Genomic DNA, 16,494 nt, shown 5'->3' with positions numbered 1-16,494 from the left:
GATGATTCAAGCGAGCCCGCGCGCCGGTCGTCATTGTCCGGATAGATCGCGCGCGGCCGCGGTCGTTCCCGCAGGAGCGGATGCCGAGCGGAATCTCCTTGATGGCGCAAGCATCGGACAGGAAAGAAGCAACGCGGCGCTGCGTGCGCTGTCGGCGCTTTCCTACGGATGCGACTCAGGCCGTGCGCGACAGCGACAGCAGCGACAGTAGCATGTCCGCTTCGATCGGCTTGACCAGGTGGTGGTCGAAGCCGGCGGCATGCGCGCGCTCGCGGTCTTCCTTCTGGCCATAGCCGGTGACGGCAACCACCAGCGCGCCGGCGGTTTCCGGCAGACGGCGCAGGCGGCGCGCCACTTCGTAGCCATCCATGCCGGGCAAGCCGATGTCGAGCACCACCGCGTCGGGACGGAAGGATTGCGCGATACGCAGCGCGCTCTCGCCCTCGTAGGCGACTTCGACATCGTTGCCGGAAAGCTTGAGCATCATCGCCAGTGAATCGACCGCGTCGCGGTTGTCATCCACGACCAGGATGCGGCGCGCGCTGCGCGAGGCCGCGGCCGATTTCGGCGCGCTGCCTGCCACATCGCCATGCCCGTCGACAGCAGGCAGGCGAACGATGAATTCGCTGCCCTGGCGCTCGCCGGCGCTTTTCGCCTCGACCTGGCCGCCATGCAATTCGGTCAGGCGTTGCACCACGGACAGGCCGATGCCCAGGCCGCCAAGCGAGCGGTCCAGGCTGCGTTCGGCCTGGAGGAACAGGTTGAACACATGCGGCAGCACCTGCGGCGAAATGCCGATGCCGTTATCGGCCACGCGGATGAGCACCCACTCGCGCTCTCGCTCGAGTGCAACGGTGATGATGCCGCCGGCCTCGGTGTATTTCGCCGCGTTGTTGATCAGATTGCCGATGATCTGGGTCAGTCGGGTCGGGTCGCCGTGCAAGGTTTCATGGCGGTCCAGCCCATGGGTGATCAGTTGATGCCCGCGGGCATCGAGCAGCGGCCGGTTCATCTCGATCGCGCGCGACACCATGGTGGCCGCGTCGACCTGCTCGCCGCGCAGCACGATCTTGCCGGTGGAGATGCGCGAGACATCGAGCAGATCGTCGACTAGCCGCGAGAGGTGGCGCGTCTGGCGGTCGATCACTTCCCTGGCCTTCTGCACCGGCGGCGCCGGGTCCGGAATCAGCAATTCCATGATCTTGACCGCGCTGGAGATGGGCGCCAGCGGATTGCGCAGTTCGTGCGCCAGCATCGCCAGGAATTCGTCCTTGCGCTGGTCGGCTTGCAAAAGCGCATTCTCGGCGCGGCGGCGTTCGCTGACATCGAGCGCAACGCCGGACATGCCGCGCGGCATCGAGGCGCGCCCGGCGGAGCGGCCGCGTATCTCGAACCAGCGCGGCTGGCCGTCCTCACCGGGCAATTCGACTTCGCAGCGGAAGGAGTCCTGGCAGGCGGCGGCTTCCGTCGCCATGCCGACCAGACGGGTGCGGTCTTCCGCGCTTAGGAAGTCCCAGTTGTTACCCGCGACATAGGCATCGCCGAACACCGAGGGCGCATTGTCGGAAAACTCGGCGCGGCCGCTTTCCAGATCCCAATTCCAGGCCGCCATGTTTGCCGCCAGCAGCGCTTCGCGCAGGCGCCGGCCGGATTCGCGCGCTGCCTGTTCGGCCAGCTCCAGCGGCGTGACATCAGTATTGGTGCCGAACCATTGCACGATGCGCCCCGAAGCGCTTTTGAGCGGCGCGACCTGTGTGAAGAAGCGGCGGTAAATGCCATCGGCGCCGCGCAGCGAAAAAGTCATCGTGATCGGCGCACCGGCCGCGACGCCTTCGCGCCATTGCGTCAGCACGGCATCGCGTTCCTCGGGCGCGACCAGCTTGCTCCAACCGTCATTGACCATGTCGGCGCGCCTGGTGCCGGTGTAGGCATACCAGCGTTCGTTGAACCAGTCCGCGGTACCGTCGGCATGCGCGCTCCAGGCCAGTTGCGGAATGGTATTGGCAAGCTGGTGGAATTTTTCGCTTTCTGCCTGCAGCAAGGCATGCTGCTGGTTCAGGCGGTCCAGCATGTGATTGATTGCCACGGCCAGGCCGGCGACTTCGCCGCTGCCCTGGATCGCCGCGCGACGCAGGCCAAAGCCTTCGCGCACCACGTTGCTGGCGAACAATTCGAGATGGCGCAGGTCCGAAGTCAGCAGCAGCGCCAGTCGCGCGCCAAGCAGCAGCACCGCCGCCGCCAGCGCCGCAGCGATGACCAGGATCAGCGCATAGTGCGGCAGCAGCGCGCCATAGTCCGTCGGCGGGATGACATCGCGCACCAGTTGCAGATGCAAATCCTGGTAATCCGCTGGCACTGGTATCGGCCAGGTGCGATCGTCCGGCGGCTGCGGGCGTTGCGCGGCTGCGATGTGGAAGGTGCGGTCGGGCTCGATCTCGGCCAGCGGCGTCTTGTAGAGCAGCGCGCCTTCGGCGCTCTTGGTGCGCGAATAACGCAGCAGCTTGAGTCCAACCAGTTGCGGCCCCGACGGCCCGTCGAACACCGCCGCGCCCTCCTCATCGCGCTCCATCAGCCGGCGCATCCATTCCAGCTGGCGCCGGGAAAAATTGGCGCCGGCACTGCTGGCGATCGGCGCGGATTCGAAATCGCTGACCATCAGCTCGACGTGGATGCCGTCTACTTCGCGCGCGCCATCGAGATAGGGCTGCAGATAGGTTTCGCGCCCGGCGCTGTCGACCAGTCCGTTGGCAAGAATCGCGCTGCCGGCCACCTCGGACATGCGCGCGGCCAGTGAGCGCAGCGACGAGCCGACCGCGGACGCATGGAAACCCGCTTCCTTGACGCGCAATTCACGCAGGCCGGCCTGGTGCTGCTGGGTAACCAGCCACCAGGACGCCAGCAGCGTTAGCAGCAGCGCCGCGCCGGCCAGCGCTGCCGAAACCAGCGCGAAGCGGCGTGCGAGGCTGCCGGAAAGGAAGCGGTCGAGGCGCATCAGGCTTCCCTGGCCGGCACCAGCACGCCATCGGCGCGAAAGCGCGCCATGAGCAGCTGTTCGGGACCGAGCGCCTCATGCCGTGTCGAGGTAAACGCCGGATGGTAGCGCCGTACCAGGCCGCGATGGTCCGGTATGTTTTCCAGCGCATCGCGCACCGCGGCGCGTTCGGCGCTGCCGGCAATGCGTATCGCCCGCGCCAGCAGATGCGTGGCGTCATAGGCATGGGCAACGCCGACCGGCGACTGGATCTGCTCGATATGGCGTATCGGCGAGACCATGGCCGCGGCCCGCATGAAACCTTGCAGCGCGCGCTTGTCGGCATCGAAGAAACTGAAGGTCTGAATCACGGTCAGGTCGACCTGCTGCAAGGCCGGGCCGGCCTGGGCGACGAAGTTGCCGCCGGTGATGCCCCAGTGGCTGATGATCGGCAGCCGCTGCGCGGCCGGCAAGGCGGCCATTTCCTTGACCAGAATCGCTGCCTCGTCATCGTTGGCAACCAGCACGATGGCGTCGGCGCCTGCCTGACGCAGCCGGTTGTAGGCGGCGATCAGCGAGGTATCGCGCCAGTTGTACCAGGCGGTCTGCACGATCTTGACCCCGCCCGGCTGGCTGGAATAGCGGTCCGCTGCCGCCTGGCTGCTGCGTCCCCAGGAAGTGTTCGTGAGCAGCAAGCCGACGCGCTTGAGTCCGCGTTTCTCGGCGCTTTTCAGCATGCGCGGCATCGCCAGGCTGTCGCGCAGCGATACGCGGAAGATGTAGTTCGGCTGCATGCCGTTGTCGACGATCGCGTCAGCCGACGACCAGACCGCGATGAACGGCATGTTGGTCTGCAACAGCGTCGGCAATTCTTCGATGATGACCGGCGAAAACCGGCCGCCGAATACGGCCACCATGTCGCCCATGGCAGCGAATTCACGGATATTGCGAATGCCCCGTGCGGGCATCGAACGATGATCCCGGATCACCAGTTCCAGGGGCCGGCCGTTGAGCACGCCGCCGGCGTCATTGATCTCGGCGATCGCAGCGCGCATGCCGAGTTCGACCGCTTGCGCGGAAGTGCTGTTGTCCAGACCGAACTCGCCGTCGAGCCCGATCAGCACCGGTTTGTCGTCGGCCGCGCGCGCCAGTGTAGGAAGTGTCGCGGCCGCGGTCAGGGCTGCCATGCGGCGCAATGCATCGCGCCGCGTTTGTGATGTCGATGATCGGTCCATGCCCTTTTCCAGAAACGGGTCGAATTGGCGACCGCTTTCCTTGCTGACGTCAGGAGGCCGCAGCCGCGCGGCCATAGTATATTGATTTCTAGAAATATTGGAATTGACGTTCGACAATCGAACTGGATATTTGTTCCCTGTATGAAACCGCATGCCGGGCGGGGACTTGCTGTCAGTCATATCGCGCCGGAATGCTGCCGCGGACGCAAGGAACATTCATCGGCCTGGAAGAAAGGAGAAACGTGCTTGTGCGGCTAGCGCGTCATCGCGTCCAGAAAGGTAACTCGGGAGGACAAAGTACTGCAGGTGGAATGTCGCAGTGGACAGGCAGACTGGAAGGAAGACATGCGAGCTGTTGCGGTGCCCAGCATGCCGGGCACCGCAAGGTTTGCTAGATGGCTTTTTTCAGCGCATCCCAGGTCACGGTCGTGGACTTGGTGGTCACGCCATCGCCATTGGCGCTGTAGTCCAAACGTACATTCAGCGCATCGACGGCCGTCATCGTCACTGTGGAGCCGGCGCCGCTGACCAGCATGACGCCTGATTTCGGCGCGTTGCCGGAACCGTCATTGACAAATGGCTGCAGCGTTTTCAGGTCGACGCTGAACTGTCCGGCAGCGGCAGTCTGGCCGCTCAGACGGCCCTGCACGGTGCTGGTGGTGTTCAGGCCGCTGCTGTTGATGGTGCCCGAGTAGCCCTGCAGCGTGCGCTGCACCACCTGTGCGCTTTTATCGGTTTCGGCGATGCTCAGGGCATTGCCCGAGATGACATAGCTCAGCGCTCCCGCGGCGTCACGCTGGTAAGTCAGCAGCATGTCGCCATCGATATTGCGTGAACCCGAGTTCAACGCGACCGTGAAACCCTGGTATTGCACGGCCAGCTTCATCGACAGCACGCCATCGGACAATGTGCCGCTGGTCTGCTGCACGACGATCGACATCCTGCCGTTGATTCTGGCGCCGCCCGAGACGCAGTCATTGGCCGAGACGGCGATGGTGTCGCCGGGTTTGACCTGGCTGGAACTGGACATCGTCGCATCCAACTGCGCGCTGCCGCCGCCCGGACAAGTCACGTTTTGAGTGACGCCGGAAACCAGGGGTGCGGCGCCGCCGAGGCCAAGCGTGAGCAGACTGATCGTCGCGCGCGGGGCGTTGAACACGTCACCGCCCACCGTGACTCCGGCGAGCAGATCGCTACTCTGCTCCGGCGCGTCCAGCAGTGACTGGGCGCCGACGTAGGCGTTCGCGCTTACATTGACATGCTTGGCTTCGGTAATGCCGGTCAGTGCGCTCGGGGTAGGAGTCACCGGCGTAGAACCGGAACCGGACGATGCGTTGCTGTCAGAACCGCCGCCGCCGCAGCCATAAAACGCCAGAGTGGATGCAAGCGAGAACGCGGTCGCCCATGCGCGAAAAGGTTTGTTATGCATGATGTTTGCCTGAGAGAGTGTTTGCCGAGCAAAGCCCAATGGCATCGCTGCGGCGGGCTCATCGAACCCGCACGAAAGTCCCACGCGCTGAGCAGAAGCCATGCCGGCCGGTCATGTGTACGCGAGGTCTTTGCGGCAATGCCCTGTCGGGCGGGGAAAGACCGGCTGTGCCAGGAAGTGAAAGGAACAGCCGCAGGCGAAGGTCCGAAGACCATACGCGGCGCCTGAGTGACGGGAAAAGGAAGGAAGTTCCTGCCGCGCAAGCACTGTGGCGCGCGGCAGGGGAAACGGAAATTGGCTGCTTATGTGCCTGCTTTGCCGTGGCTCCATGCGGCCAGGAATTGCAGCGGGTCGGTGGAAATTGAGCGCGCCGGCCCGGGCATGGCGGCAGGGGTGGCCGAAAAGCGAGGCGCTGGCGCGGGCTGCGTCACACCTGCGATGTCGATGAACGTGCCACGCGCGACATTGTGCGCATGGCGCGGCGCTTCGTCCCAGTCGAGCACCGGCGCGAAGCAAGCCTCGCTGCCTTCCATCAGCGCGCACCATTCATCGCGTGTCTTGCCGCGAAAGACTTCGGCCAGCCTGGCCTTGAGCGGTGGCCAGGATTGCGCATCATGCTGGCTGGCGAATTCGATTTCATCAACGCCGACCAGCTGCAGCAGGCGCGCATAGAACTGCGGCTCCAGCGAGCCGATCGCCACATATTTGCCGTCGGCGCAGGCATAGGTGCCGTAGAAATGCGCGCCGCCGTCGAGCCAGTTCTCGCCACGCTGGTTCGATAGCGCGCCGGCAGCCTTCATGCCGTACATCATTGCCGACAGCAGCGCCGCACCGTCGGTCATCGCCGCATCGACCACCTGCCCTCGTCCGCTCTCCTTTGCCTGGAGCAAGGCGCATACCAGACCGAAGGCAAGCAGCATGCCGCCGCCGCCAAAGTCGCCGATGTAATTCAACGGCACCACCGGCGGCTCGCCTGGCCGTCCGATCGCATGCAGCGCGCCGCTGATGGCGATGTAGTTGATGTCATGGCCCGGCGCCTTGGCCAGCGGCCCGTCCTGGCCCCAGCCGGTCATGCGGCCGTACACCAGGCGCGGATTGCGCTGCAGGCAGGGCTCCGGTCCGAGACCGAGGCGTTCCATCACACCCGGACGAAAGCCTTCGATGATGGCGTCGGCGCGGTCGACCGCGCCAAGCAGCGCTTCGATCGCCGCCGGCTGCTTCAAGTCCAGCGCCAACGACGTCCGATTGCGCGCCAGCACGTCATGCGGCCCCGAAGCGCCGGTCACATCGGCCTTTCCCGGGCGTTCGATGCGCAGCACCTCGGCGCCCATGTCGGCCAGCAGCATGGCGCAGAATGGTGCCGGGCCGAGACCAGCCATTTCGATAACTTTCAAGCCGGAGAGGGGACCTGCCATGATGTCTCCTTTAAATGATTATTCGGTGCGAAGATCGCAGCCCGGGCATCTTAAGCCAGACGGCGCGATTGCTCGCCGCGCGCGAGCAAACCGCATCGCGGTGTATGCTCTGCCGCATCCGACTTTCCACAAGGCACAAGAATGAATAAACGCCGCTTTCTCGCTACCGGTATCGCCACTGCCCTCCTTTCCGCGCGCACCCATGCCGCGCCGCGGAGCAAGTCGTCGGCCGGGCGCGGTCCGACCCTGTTGACCGTGACCGGCGACATCACGCACGGCAATCGCGGCCCGCTCGATCCGGCGCTGGATCAGCTCATGGCAAAACAGAAGCTTTCCTTCGAACGTGCACATGCCTTCGATTTCGCCGAGCTGACCGCCCTGCCCAAAACCACCATCCGGCCGACACTGGAATACGACGGCAAGCAGCACCAACTCACGGGCCCGCTGCTGACCGATGTGCTGCAAGCCGCCGGCGCCGATCTCGGCGCGCGCACCAGCCTGCTGCTGCGGGCCATCGATGGCTATGGCGTGACGCTGGACGGCGCCGATGCGCGCCGCATGCGCTTCATCGTCGCCACGCATCTGGACGAGGCGCCGATGCCGCTCGGCGGACTGGGACCGTTGTGGGCAATCTTCGATGCCGACCGCGATCCGGAGATGAAGTCGCGCCCGCTCGAACAGCGTTTCGGCCTGTGCCCCTGGGCGCTGTACCACATCAATGTGCAGACCGGCTGAACCCGCATTGCTAGCGCTTCACGCAGCTCAGGTACAGATAGCTCGCTGACAGCAGCAGGATCACGATGCAGGAAAAGGCAAAGCCGATGCCGGCGCTCATGCACGCCAGCGTGGCCCACAAATGCTCGGTGCCGCCGGCTTCGGTACGCAGCATGAGGCGCGACAGCAGTTGCATGATCTGCATCAGGCAAAAGGACATGCCCACCCATTTGGCGAGATAGAAAGGCAGGACATTGCGCAGCGAACGGTTGAAGCGATAGTTGGCGATGCGTTGTTCGGCACTGCCGCCGTGGGCGTCGCGAAACAGCCAGAACGGCATGGCCAGACGCCAGAAGGCGCGCAGTTGCATCAGCAGTCGGAAAGCACAGGGAGCGTTATGGGTATCCATGGATCGGCACTGTGAATGACATGGATTAGGCTGCTTCAGCGTGACAGGGTTCGTCCGCAAAGAAAAAAAGCCCGCCGTTGCCGGCGGGCCGAATCCATCCTTGGGGGAGTGGAGGAGACAGTTCAAAGCATAAGGGCAGGCATGAGCTCGCGCAGTCGGACAATGTCGCCATGCGCGGTAGGACGATGGCGCATGTTGCTGTCGGCGCCGTTCCGATACACGTGATTTTTCGCATGCCCGTGGACAGCATTCACCCCTCTCCCGTTTTGCGCATCAATTCCTGGTTTTTCCGCTCGAGCGCCCTGTCGCCCGCAGCCACCTGTGCCGGCGGGGTGTCGTTCAGACGCGTGAATATCACCTTGATCGCCGCCATGACCGGCACCGCGAGGAAAATGCCGACCACCCCGCCGAGCTGATCGCCGGCCAGCAGGCCGATGATCACCAGCAGCGGCGAGACTTCCAGGCCCTTGTTCATCAGGTAGGGATTGAGCACATAGTCCTGGAAGATGCGATACGCCGCGATGAACAGTACCAGCCACAGCAGGTGCGCGAAACCGCTGAATCCGGACACCACCAGCACTACGCCCGCTGCGATCAGCGGACCGGCGAAGGGAATGACTTCCAGGAGACCGGCGCTCACGCCGAGCAACAGCGCATAGGGCACGCCGAGCAGGGAAAACACAATGCTGTAGACGACGAAGGTCGCCAGCGACAGGATCAGAAGCGCGCGGACATAACCGGCCATGAGCGTGTCGAGATCGCTGATGATGCCGGCCCATTTCGGGCTGCTGCGCCGCCCGAGCCAGGCCAGCAGCGCTCGGCGCCAGGCAGGCGCTTCCTTGATCAGCAGAAAGCTCAGTATCGGGATCAGCACCAGGTAGATCAGGTTGGTCGCCGCATGCATGACGCCCAAGCCGAACTTCTGCGCGAACGGTACCGCCTGCGAAGTGCCGGAATGTATCTGCTCATTGATGAAGCCGACCATCCGGGCGCGCTGCGGCTGCAGAAACTCCGGCAGCGGAACATGCGCCGCCATCTTTTGCACATCCAGCTGCTTGGGCAACTGCTGACTCAGCCCGCTCGCTTCTTCGGCAATTTGCGCGCCGAACAGGCTGCCGGCGATCGAGATGATCAGCAGCACCAGCACAAACACCGCGCCGACCGACACCATGCGCGGAATCCGTGCCGGGCGGCTGCGCTCCGCGAGTTCGATCAAGGGATAGACCAGGTAGCTGAAGAAGATGGCAAAGGTCACGACCAGCACGGTTTGCCGAACGGAGTAAATCACGAATAACAGCAACGCGATGACGAAAACCGTCCAGACGATTCTTGCGACACGCAAATCAAGACCGAGCATTGAGAGTTCCTGAGGAAAAACGAAAGCGGCTACACGTACTGCATGCAGATGGGACGAATGATAGCCGCACAAAGAGCGGTAGGAGTGTCGTTCGCTCAAGGAATTGCGGAACGCAAATACGCAAGCTAAGCCGGATTCGGAAAAATCCTATAACAATTTATCAACGATTCGTGACACAAGTCTGGCATTTCGCCGATATGCGCAGACCGCTGCGACATCGATAATGTCGTTGCATTTATAGCAACAACGATGGCAGCGCATTGCGATTGCCGCCGAATTTCCAGGAGCAGGGTTTGATGAAACAGGCAGTACGCGCGGCCGAGCATGGCAGCGCCGAGGCTGGTAGCAGCGCCAGCGGCAAGGACATCGCCGTCATATGTGCAGTAGCGAGCGCGAGCACCAGCGCAGCCCATGGCGCAAGAGCCATCCTGGGCACCATTCTTCTCGACATGCGTGGCGCGATTCTGCGCTGCAGCAATGCCATTGCCGAACTGGCGCAACGGCTGCCCAATGAAGTTTGCGGAATTCCGGTGAAAGCCCTGCTGCCCTCGCTTCCCTTGCATGCCAGCACCATGGGCTACAACCTCGCCTATGCCAGCTTCCATTCCACCCGCCCGCTACCGATGCGCATCGCCGCGCGCGATGGCGGCATGGTCGCCGTGCGCGGCTCGGTGCGGGTGGTGAAGACCGATCGCAACATCCAGTTCCTGCTGGAGCTTGAGCGCGTTTGAGCCTGGCCAAAAGCGTCACCGCAGCTTCGGCGATCTTGATGTTTGATCCTGCCGCCATCCCCCGGCAGGAGGACGCCCTTACCAGGGCGCCAGACAGGAGGCGCGATACAGCGCCATTTTCGAAAAGACCTTTAAGGAAAGGAAAAATCATGGCACGCATTGCACTTGTTACCGGCGGCATGGGCGGACTCGGCGAAGCGATCTGCGCCAGAATGGCGGCGCTGGGCTTCGACGTGGCGACCACCCATTCGCCGAGCAATACCCGCAGCCAGGAATGGCTGGCCGACATGGAACGCCGCGGCCACCGCATACACGCTTATCCGTGCGACGTGGCCGACTACGACTCAGCGCAGGCATGCATCGCGCAGATCACAGCCGATCTCGGCCCGGTCGATGTCCTGGTCAACAACGCCGGCATCACGCGCGACACGACCTTCAAGAAGATGGACAAGAGCGCCTGGGATGCGGTGATCCGCACCAACCTGGACTCGGTGTTCAACATGACCAAGCCGCTGTGCGATGGCATGACCGAGCGCGGCTGGGGCCGCATCATCAATATCTCTTCGGTCAATGGCCAGAAAGGCGCGTTCGGGCAGACCAACTATTCGGCGGCCAAGGCCGGCATGCATGGCTTTACCAAGGCGCTGGCGCTGGAGGTGGCGCGGCGTGGCGTGACGGTGAACACCATTTCGCCGGGCTATATTGGGACAAAAATGGTGATGGCAATCCCGCAGGAAGTGCTCGACACCAAGATCATTCCGCAGATTCCGATGGCACGCCTGGGCAAGCCGGAGGAAGTAGCCGGTCTGGTTGCCTATCTCGCCTCGGACGAGGCCGCCTTCCTCACCGGCGCCAACATTGCCATCAACGGCGGTCAGCATATGTTCTGAACGCCGCGCCGGTCCCGGCACCGTGGATGGTGCCGCGGCCGGCATTGAGATTTCCCTCCCCGCATTTCCTTCCGCTTGTGTTCACACCGTGGCTCAGCCTGGTCCAGTGAAGAATATTTCCGCATGGATGCAAAAAATTTCCTCGCGGAATGAAATACATTATTTCCCATAAGCAATGCAAAGTCCTTGCCTAATGCATCGGATGCACATGCATTATTTGCGTTCGCAGCATGCTTTTTGATACTTGCGGGATTTATCCGACATGGATTAAGGGTTTACATGAATGGTGCATCGCATCAGAGAACGATATAGTACGGGCGTACACTTTTTTCAGGAGGCAACATGTCCGACCATACCATTCCCGCCGAAGACACTTGGCAAGCACCGCCGGCGCAGACCGAAGAACTGCCTGCCGGCCTTATTAGCGACGAGATCTGATGCCGTTCTGCCTGCGTGCGCAAGGACGACAGCGACATGTGGGCAGAGCGTCCTGGTTAACAGGACCGGCAATATCTGCAACACTGATGGCTATTATTTCCTAACGGCATTTTATTTACATGCGGAAACAGTGTATAGTCCTTCCCTGTCTCCTCCAGCCTGAACAAGGATGGATTCGCCCGCTCCCGTAGCGGGCTTTTTTTTGCCCATCCACTGCGCAAGCGCAGAAGGCTTGCGGCATTCGAGATGACACCACGGTTGTATCAGGCCTGCGGCGACTACCGAACGTATCCTTCCGAGGATGTCGTTATTTCACATTCCGCAGCCAATGAAAGCTTCCTTTCCCCGCTTCTCGGTCATCATCCCGAACTTCAATCACGCGGCCAGTCTGGCGCAGGCTATTGATTCCGTGCTGGCGCAAAGCTATCCCGCCGAGGAAATCATCGTGATCGACGATGGCTCCACCGACGATTCCCGCAGCGTCATCGAGCGCTATGCCGGGCATGTCAGGGCGATCTTTCAGGACAACGCTGGCGTTTCGGCCGCGCGTAACCGCGCCGTTGCGAGTGCCGAAGGTGATTGGCTGGCTTTCCTGGATGCGGACGATGTCTTCCTGCCAGACCGCCTGAAACAGCATGCAGACTGGATCCGCGAAGAACCCGACTTGGACTTCCTTCTGGCCGAGCAGGAGTCGCGCACACCGGATGGCCGCCTGCTGAACCGCTTCCTGGCCGAATCGAGCGCCGGGCGCATGCTGATCGCCGAGAATCCGAACGCCTCGCGCATGCGCATGACGCCGCGGCATTTCGAAGCGCTGGTCGCCGACGGCTTTGGCGAGATTCGCACGCTGTCCGTGCCGCGCGCGAAGTTCCTCGAAGTCGGCGGTTTCCCGGTTGACTGCCGCATCGGCGAGGATCTGCATTTCTTCATCCGGCTGTATGCGGCCAGCAGCAAGGCCGGCGCGGTGCGTCAGGTGCTGGCGACTTATCTGATCCACGAGGACAGCACCCTGCGCAAAAATCCGGTGCGCACGATGGAATTGTTCGTCGAAGCCCTCGACTCGCTCGCGCCCGAAATCCGCGATGCGCCGATGCCGATACGCAAGGGTTATGTGGAGAAGTGCCGGCACACCCGCCTGAGCCTGGCCTATGCCTATCTGCGCGCCGGACGCCGCGCCGACGCGATTCGCGGCGTGTTGCCGAGCCTGATCAGGCAACCGGGATTGCGCACGCTGAAAGATGTGCTGTCGATCTGCCGCGGCTTCCCACGTCAGGTAGCGCACGGGCGCTGAAACGCGCTGGGCGGCGCTGGCAGCGGACAAGAAAACGGCCGCTACAAAACGACATCGTAGCGGCCGGAACACTTCCGAGAGATATCACCCGTCAAGGTGACGACTTCATTATCGGACAGGAATCGGCACGCGCAACGCCGGCCGCCGCTCGACGCCTGCGCGGGATCAAAAGCGATGTGCGATGCCGGTGGGCAACGCCATCCATGCGACAACCACGTGCTCATTCGCACCGGAAATTCGAAACCGGGAGAAGACAGCCGCTCTGTCATTTCGCAATGCGGCTTGCCATGCGCAGGAATTGCTCCAGCACGATCGGCTTGCACGCATGGGTCTCGAAGCCGGCGTCCAGCGCCTGCTGCACATCGCGCGGCCGGGTGAAGCCGGAAAGCGCGATCGCCGGCGTCGAGGCCGTAGCCGCATGAGCGCGCAATGCCGCCAGCAGGGTGTAGCCATCCATGCCCGGCATGCCGATGTCGGAAATGATCAGCGCATAGGCTTCGGCGTTTTCCCGCCAGCGAGGTTTGCACTTCCGGCATCATATCGGTCGCGCCGTGATGACCCGCGGCCAGCGGCAGCCAGACATGGAACTGCGCGCCCCGACCTTCGCCTTCGGAGGTCGCCCCGACCCGCCCGCCATGGCTGCGTGTTAATTCCCGCACCAGCGCCAGCCCGATGCCCGTGCCGCCATATTTGCGTGTGGTGCCAGTGTCGCCCTGCCGGAACAGCTTGAAGATCACAGGCAGATGCTCGGACGCGATGCCCTTGCCGCTGTCGGCCACTTCGATATGCGCCATCTCGCCTTCTTCCGCCAGCCGCACCCAGGCTTTGCCGCCTGCCGGCGTGAACTTCAACGGATTCGACAGCAGGTTCCAGGCGATCTGCTTCAGGCGGACCACATCGCCATGCACGATCAACTCCTTCGATGCCCCCTCCAGGAACACCGAGATGCCCTTTTCCCGCGCATCGGCCGCCATCAGGCTGATCACATGCGACACCGTCTCGCTCAGGTTGACCCGGGTTTGCGACAGCGTGAGCTTGTCGGTTTGCAGGCGCGACAGATCCATCAGGTCATAGAGAATGCGGGCCTGCCTTTCCACCATGTGCCGGATGGTGGCGGCGTTGCGCGCCATCGCCACCAGCTCCCGCGGCAGCGAGCTTACTCAGAAGATCGAGCAGTACTCGGCCGCCAACCTCAACATAGTACTTTCGCCCCACAAAATACTATGGACGGCAGCTGGTGCTTCCTTTAGGCTCGGCAAGAAATTCGCAGGTTTGCAAACCGTTGTCACATGTGGCGCTATGCCGTCCAAGATGCAGTAGTGCCGAGCAAATAATAACGAGGAATGGCATGCAGCAATCGACCGTGCTGTCGGATAAAAGGCGGCTCGCAAATATCCTTTTCGCGGAGACCAACACCAATGAGCGCCACGCCTACTATCTCAGGCTGCTTCTCATCGTCCTCTTAACATGCACATGGCTCACTGCCCGGGGACCGATTCTGTTCCCGTTGGACGACGCCTATATCACACTGCATAACGCCTCCGTTTTAGTTTCAGGCTTTGATCGAAACTATGTCGGCGCTCCCGCTCTTGCAGGAGCAACCAGTTCGGTACACTTGGCGCTCGTCACTGCATTAAGCCTTATTGCGCCGCCGACAATGGCCTCCTTTCTGATTTCCGAGGCCGGAACCCTGCTGTATGTGCTCGGGCTAGCTCGGCTGGCCTTTGAACTTGGAGGCAGCAGGACGCTTGCGACAATAGCTGTAGCCCTTGGTGCGCTTTCCGGATATGCGCCTTACCAATTGCTTAACGGACTGGAAACTGGTCTGGCAATGGCCGGGGTAACTTGGGCGATCGTGTTTGCGGTTTCGGAAAAACCATCATGGAAGCTAGCTGCACTGTGCGGCATCTTGCCCTTCCTCCGACCGGAACTTGCTGCGCTGTCCATGTTGCTTGTGGGAAGACAGGAGTGGATGCGGAGCAAGTCTTCCCGCGCCATGAGGAGTATTGCTCTTGATTTTGTCATAGCGGCTTTGATAGCGTTTCCATGGTTCTTGTGGACGCGCTTCAATACAGGTCATCTTTTCCCTGAGACCATGTCCGCAAAAGCAATGTTTTTCGCAGAGAGCGGATTACCGGCCGCAGCAAAATTCGCTACGATGTTTTTTTCGATTAACGTCATGACATTAGCGGCGGTTTATCTCGGCTTCGTTGTATTTCCGAAAAACTCCCTGGGAGTTGTTGCGATTTCGTTCTGCGCAATATTCTTGGCAGCCTATTACCTTCAATTACCAGGCGCGTTACATCACAACTATTTCCGCTACATCCAAATACTGACACCGCTTGGCATATTCTCGATGCTAGCCAGCAGCAAACAAAGGCCGCTCGCTCGGTATCTGATTGTCTTTTCTGCGGCGCTTCTCGTCCTTACATTGCCGCGCGCTTGGGGCACCTATGTTAACGATCAAGTACATACTGAGCGGGAGTTGAAAGAAGTAGCCGCTTGGTCAAATACGAATATCCCGCAGGGAGCGAAGATTCTTGTACACGATGCCGGCTATATTTCTTATGCGACGAGCTTTCAACTCTTTGACCTGGTCGGATTAAAAACTCCGGAGAGCATTCCGTTCCACACGAAATGGACCGCGCCTAGCAATGGCGCCAAGCGCGATATGGCAGTGCGCGAAATTGCAATGCGTTTCCGCCCGGACTACGCTGTGATCCTCGATGATGGATTTTTCTGGGGAAACACAGCCGTGTCGCTGAAAAAGCATGGCTGGTCACTCGAAACACTGCGGCCGGCCACTCACATCGGAGACTATGCAGTTTTCAAGTTAAACCCGCCCGTTGTGGCTAATCTCCCCACTACACCCGCCCCCTAAACAGCAGCGGCAGAAACCAGCGCCGACGCGGCGGGTGCAGCTTGCAGGATACCAGCCGCACTTGGCCGCTGTCGCCTTCTCGCCCATAGAACACATGCGGAAATGGCCTAAAGTCGCTCCATCAAAAAATGAAGTAAGCCTGCGATCGCCTCAACTTGGGATTGCGCTTGCGGCCCCGCCGGAACTTGCGCCAACGGTTTCAGGACAGCGCGCAGGCTGACAGGACGTAGTGCGACCTGCCTATGACATCACCGCACTGCCTTGATCAGCGCCGCTTAGTCATTTACTCAGCAATGTAGGCTTCACTATCGCAACCAGATTAAGCAGCACATTTCGCACCCGACGTTCCGTGTAGCGGCTTCAGCGGCGGGCATGGCTTCATCAACCTCGCCGAATCAGCTTCTTAACTATGGATAGAATTGGGACAAACGACGCAGCAAAATAAAAAACCCCCTGAATATCTTGGGCTTTTTCTTTCGAATCTGGCGGAAAGGGTGGGATTCGCCTACATCCCGCAGGCAGCCTGCGCGCCTGCAGGCGCGCAGCTTCGAATCCCACGCGCGGGCCAAGCCGTTGGCCCGCTCCTTTCCGCAGAAAGTAAAAAGGCTCCCGATGGGAGCCTTTTTGAATATGGCGGAAAGGGTGGGATTCGAACCCACGGTACGGTATGACCGTACACTGGATTTCGAGTCCAGCGCATTCGACCACTCTGCCACCTTTCCTGGTTTTACCG

Annotated in this window: 12 protein-coding genes and 1 tRNA gene; 5 read left to right on the top strand and 8 right to left on the bottom strand. The window is 61.6% G+C overall.

Annotated elements, in window-relative coordinates; translation table 11 throughout:
- Positions 1-175 precede the first annotated feature (175 nt).
- The 4 genes from JJB74_RS20040 to JJB74_RS20025 all read right to left on the bottom strand — a co-directional run bounded on the left by JJB74_RS20040 (position 176) and on the right by JJB74_RS20025 (position 7,050).
- The gene (locus tag JJB74_RS20040) at positions 176-2,992 is read right to left on the bottom strand and encodes a hybrid sensor histidine kinase/response regulator (protein ID WP_200594814.1); all 2,817 of its coding nucleotides are present in this window, start codon (positions 2,990-2,992) and stop codon (positions 176-178) included.
- Positions 2,992-4,206, bottom strand: coding sequence for an ABC transporter substrate-binding protein (locus JJB74_RS20035; RefSeq protein WP_200594812.1), 1,215 nt, complete (start codon positions 4,204-4,206; stop codon positions 2,992-2,994). Before JJB74_RS20035 ends, JJB74_RS20040 begins: the two co-directional genes overlap by 1 nt.
- A 391-nt stretch (positions 4,207-4,597) precedes the next feature.
- Positions 4,598-5,635 carry a hypothetical protein gene (locus JJB74_RS20030; RefSeq protein ID WP_200594811.1) on the bottom strand — a complete coding sequence of 346 codons (1,038 nt, stop codon included), beginning with the start codon at positions 5,633-5,635 and terminating at the stop codon, positions 4,598-4,600.
- A gap of 302 nt (positions 5,636-5,937) precedes the next feature.
- Positions 5,938-7,050, bottom strand: coding sequence for a CaiB/BaiF CoA transferase family protein (locus tag JJB74_RS20025; protein ID WP_200594809.1), 1,113 nt, complete (start codon positions 7,048-7,050; stop codon positions 5,938-5,940).
- Positions 7,051-7,191: 141 nt separating this feature from the next.
- Here JJB74_RS20025 and JJB74_RS20020 point away from each other — a divergent pair, with 141 nt between their 5' ends.
- Positions 7,192-7,785: a molybdopterin-dependent oxidoreductase gene (locus JJB74_RS20020; protein WP_200594807.1), complete on the top strand. Its 594-nt coding sequence runs from the start codon at positions 7,192-7,194 to the stop codon at positions 7,783-7,785.
- A 10-nt stretch (positions 7,786-7,795) separates the two neighbouring features.
- Here JJB74_RS20020 and JJB74_RS20015 read toward each other — a convergent pair whose 3' ends face one another.
- Together JJB74_RS20015 and JJB74_RS20010 are read right to left on the bottom strand one after the other, a co-directional pair.
- The gene (locus JJB74_RS20015; protein WP_200594805.1) at positions 7,796-8,173 is read right to left on the bottom strand and encodes a hypothetical protein; all 378 of its coding nucleotides are present in this window, start codon (positions 8,171-8,173) and stop codon (positions 7,796-7,798) included.
- 250 nt (positions 8,174-8,423) lie between these two features.
- Positions 8,424-9,530, bottom strand: a complete 1,107-nt coding sequence (locus JJB74_RS20010; RefSeq protein WP_200594803.1) for an AI-2E family transporter — start codon at positions 9,528-9,530, stop codon at positions 8,424-8,426.
- A gap of 296 nt (positions 9,531-9,826) precedes the next feature.
- On the opposite strand from JJB74_RS20010, the gene JJB74_RS20005 reads away from it, so the two are divergent.
- The 3 genes from JJB74_RS20005 to JJB74_RS19995 all read left to right on the top strand — a co-directional run bounded on the left by JJB74_RS20005 (position 9,827) and on the right by JJB74_RS19995 (position 12,880).
- Positions 9,827-10,261, top strand: a complete 435-nt coding sequence (locus JJB74_RS20005) for a PAS domain-containing protein (protein WP_200594801.1) — start codon at positions 9,827-9,829, stop codon at positions 10,259-10,261.
- A 149-nt stretch (positions 10,262-10,410) separates the two neighbouring features.
- Positions 10,411-11,151 carry an acetoacetyl-CoA reductase gene (phbB, locus tag JJB74_RS20000; RefSeq protein WP_200594799.1) on the top strand — a complete coding sequence of 247 codons (741 nt, stop codon included), beginning with the start codon at positions 10,411-10,413 and terminating at the stop codon, positions 11,149-11,151.
- Positions 11,152-11,917: 766 nt separating this feature from the next.
- Positions 11,918-12,880: a glycosyltransferase family 2 protein gene (locus JJB74_RS19995; protein WP_200594797.1), complete on the top strand. Its 963-nt coding sequence runs from the start codon at positions 11,918-11,920 to the stop codon at positions 12,878-12,880.
- Between the two features lie 41 nt (positions 12,881-12,921).
- Here the strand turns inward: JJB74_RS19995 and JJB74_RS34330 are convergent, their stop codons facing one another.
- Positions 12,922-14,010, bottom strand: a complete 1,089-nt coding sequence (locus tag JJB74_RS34330; RefSeq protein WP_200594795.1) for a sensor histidine kinase — start codon at positions 14,008-14,010, stop codon at positions 12,922-12,924.
- A gap of 218 nt (positions 14,011-14,228) precedes the next feature.
- Here JJB74_RS34330 and JJB74_RS19985 point away from each other — a divergent pair, with 218 nt between their 5' ends.
- Positions 14,229-15,761, top strand: a complete 1,533-nt coding sequence (locus JJB74_RS19985) for a hypothetical protein (protein WP_200594793.1) — start codon at positions 14,229-14,231, stop codon at positions 15,759-15,761.
- A 631-nt stretch (positions 15,762-16,392) separates the two neighbouring features.
- Here JJB74_RS19985 and JJB74_RS19980 read toward each other — a convergent pair.
- Positions 16,393-16,483: transfer RNA gene (locus JJB74_RS19980), tRNA-Ser, on the bottom strand.
- Between the last annotated feature and the right edge of the window lie 11 nt (positions 16,484-16,494).

The organism is Noviherbaspirillum pedocola (genome assembly GCF_016632335.1).
Classification (GTDB): Bacteria; Pseudomonadota; Gammaproteobacteria; order Burkholderiales; family Burkholderiaceae_D; genus Noviherbaspirillum_A; species Noviherbaspirillum_A pedocola.
The sequence above is the reverse complement of the archived record's forward strand: the minus strand, read 5'-3'. Positions and strand labels throughout refer to the sequence as shown.

What these genes read in the sequence shown, in the direction of transcription:
- JJB74_RS20005 (WP_200594801.1), top strand. Translation starts at nt 9,827, where the DNA reads ATGAAACAGGCAGTACGCGCGGCCGAGCATGGCAGCGCCGAGGCTGGT.
- JJB74_RS20025 (WP_200594809.1), bottom strand. Translation starts at nt 7,050, where the DNA reads ATGGCAGGTCCCCTCTCCGGCTTGAAAGTTATCGAAATGGCTGGTCTC.
- phbB (WP_200594799.1), top strand. Translation starts at nt 10,411, where the DNA reads ATGGCACGCATTGCACTTGTTACCGGCGGCATGGGCGGACTCGGCGAA.
- JJB74_RS20015 (WP_200594805.1), bottom strand. Translation starts at nt 8,173, where the DNA reads ATGGATACCCATAACGCTCCCTGTGCTTTCCGACTGCTGATGCAACTG.
- JJB74_RS20010 (WP_200594803.1), bottom strand. Translation starts at nt 9,530, where the DNA reads ATGCTCGGTCTTGATTTGCGTGTCGCAAGAATCGTCTGGACGGTTTTC.
- JJB74_RS19995 (WP_200594797.1), top strand. Translation starts at nt 11,918, where the DNA reads ATGAAAGCTTCCTTTCCCCGCTTCTCGGTCATCATCCCGAACTTCAAT.
- JJB74_RS19985 (WP_200594793.1), top strand. Translation starts at nt 14,229, where the DNA reads ATGCAGCAATCGACCGTGCTGTCGGATAAAAGGCGGCTCGCAAATATC.
- JJB74_RS20020 (WP_200594807.1), top strand. Translation starts at nt 7,192, where the DNA reads ATGAATAAACGCCGCTTTCTCGCTACCGGTATCGCCACTGCCCTCCTT.
- JJB74_RS20035 (WP_200594812.1), bottom strand. Translation starts at nt 4,206, where the DNA reads ATGGACCGATCATCGACATCACAAACGCGGCGCGATGCATTGCGCCGC.
- JJB74_RS20030 (WP_200594811.1), bottom strand. Translation starts at nt 5,635, where the DNA reads ATGCATAACAAACCTTTTCGCGCATGGGCGACCGCGTTCTCGCTTGCA.
- JJB74_RS34330 (WP_200594795.1), bottom strand. Translation starts at nt 14,010, where the DNA reads ATGGCGCGCAACGCCGCCACCATCCGGCACATGGTGGAAAGGCAGGCC.
- JJB74_RS20040 (WP_200594814.1), bottom strand. Translation starts at nt 2,992, where the DNA reads ATGCGCCTCGACCGCTTCCTTTCCGGCAGCCTCGCACGCCGCTTCGCG.